The organism is Nonomuraea sp. 10N515B (genome assembly GCF_052245915.1).
GTDB lineage: Bacteria > Actinomycetota > Actinomycetes > Streptosporangiales > Streptosporangiaceae > Nonomuraea.
This window is the reverse complement of the sequence record NZ_JBQQBQ010000172.1, coordinates 1-2,036: the sequence shown is the minus strand read 5'-3', so window position 1 is coordinate 2,036 and position 2,036 is coordinate 1. Positions and strand designations below refer to the sequence as shown.

The following is a 2,036-nucleotide window of genomic DNA, read 5'->3' as shown; positions in this document are numbered from 1 at the left end:
TGGCGAAGATCGTGGATGCGGGGCCGGGCCCGTCCGGGCGGCGTACGGATTCCGGCCAGGCCGAGCAGCTGGGCAAAGATGCCATCGACGCTGCTGTGCAGGAGCGGTCTGCCGGTGGTGGAGATGAAGAAGCTGCCTGCGGCCGGGGCCGGGCAGAGTTCATCACGCCGGGCCCCGTAGCGGAGCAGCATGTCCACGGTGCCCTCGTGCAGCGGCACCAGGCGGGACTTGCCGAACTTGCTGTTGATGACGGTGATCAGCGCGGTGTCGAAGTCGACGTGGTCGCGGGACAGGGCGATGGCTTCCCCAACTCTGAGGCCGGTCACGGCCAGCAGGCTGATGAGTGCCTGGTAGGTGGCGGCCAGCAGCGGCCGCCTGAGAGTCCCGGCGGCGTGGATGAGCGCCGCGATCTCCTGCGGCGAGAACAAGTACGGGGTGATCCGGTCCGAGGGGGACGGCAGCAGGGCGGTGGGTGGGACCTGGCAGGCGGCGTCGAGTGTCTTGAGGTGACGGGCGAAGCCGCGGACCACCGTCAACCGGCGCTTCCACCAGATCGGCGCGGCGCCGACCGGCTGGGTGGCCCAGGCCACAGCCGCCTCAATCGTGACCGTGCCGGCGCTGACGCGCTCGAGGTAGCCGATGAAGTCCATCAGCATCGGGCCCTGCCGCAGCAGCTTGTAGCCGAGCGCCCTGCGCATCTGCAGGTACTCCTCGGCCCTTCGGCGCAGCGCGCTCATAGCGCGCCCACCGGCGGACACGGCCGGGCCAGGGCACGCAACGCATCCAGGTCCACCTTCGCGTAGATCGCGGTAGTCCGTTCGTCGCGGTGCCGAAGGACTTGTCCGACCTCGGTCAGCGACGCGCCCTTGCGGAGCAGGTCGCAGGCCACCGAATGACGTAGCCGGTGCGCACCGAACTTCGGTAGCCCGGCCCGCTGGCAGGCGCGGTGCACCACGGTCAGCACGTGCGAGCGGTTCAGCCCGGTGTAAGGGGCATGCAGGATGACCAGCAGCATGCGGCCCGCGCAGCGAGGTCTGCCGTGCTGCACGTAGTCGGCCAGCGCTTCGCCGACATCGACCGGAAGGGGCAGGTGCTCCCGGCGGCTTCCCTTGCCACGCACCAGCAGTTCACCGGCCCGCCAGTCGACATCGCCCAGCTCGATCGCTGCCACCTCGCCCGCACGCAGGCCCAGCCGCGACAGCAACATCAAGATCGCGTAATCGCGGCGCCCACCTGCGCTGCGGCGATCACAGCTGGCCAGCAGCGCCGCCACGTGATCGGGATTCACATCACCCGGCAGCGAGGCCAGCCTCCAGCCCGCCACCGACGGCACGGCCGTCGCCAGCGAATGCGGCGCCCGCCCCGTAGCGTGCAGGAACCGCAGCAGCGACCGCAGCGCGGTCACCGTGGCCTTGGCCGTCCCTGTGCCCCACTGGCCACGATGATCGACCATGAACGCCGTGACCTCCGCCGCTGACAGCTCCGCCAGCGCCGTATCGAGCGGTAGCGTGAGCCCGGCCAGGAACGGACGGGCATGGTGCTGGTAGCTGGTCACCGACGCGGCCGAAAGGCCACGCTCGCGCACCAGGTACTCGGCGAACCCCGCCAACAACCTGTCCACCGGCGCAGACGGAACCTGTGCTTCGGCCGCGGGCGCGGCCCCCAGCCCGCGCAGATACCCCAGCAGCGGAGCCATCGCCACGGCCGAGACAAGATCCCGGCGCCCCGCGGCACGTCTCGCTCGCAAGTACTCCTGGACCACCTCGGCGACCAGCGCATCAGCGGACAGCTGCTGATCTTCCAGCCACCGGCTCAAATCCGCCATCAGCCCCACGTGACGGCCGATCACCTGGGGATGGTAGCCCCTACCGGCCAGATCCTCGCGAAAACCGTCGGCATACAGTGCCAACGGCCCGGTCACCGCCGTTCGGGTCGGATGGCCGGCCTGTTGCCTGCTGTCCATGGTCGCCTCCTCGACAGCGGTCGACAAGGCGAGAATCACGCACAGAAATCAATCAGTCACTTTATGTAGCAGA

The 2,036-nt window shown here is 69.4% G+C and carries 2 protein-coding genes; both read right to left on the bottom strand.

Annotated features, from left to right (window positions below; genetic code table 11):
* The coding region (locus ACTWQA_RS58830; RefSeq protein WP_443167466.1) for a tyrosine-type recombinase/integrase at window positions 1-737 on the bottom strand (737 nt) is incomplete at its 3' end.
* A complete protein-coding gene (locus ACTWQA_RS58825) occupies window positions 734-2,002 on the bottom strand; it encodes a site-specific integrase (RefSeq protein WP_443167465.1) in 1,269 nt (422 codons plus the stop codon). The genes ACTWQA_RS58825 and ACTWQA_RS58830, both read right to left, overlap by 4 nt.
* Between the last annotated feature and the right edge of the window lie 34 nt (window positions 2,003-2,036).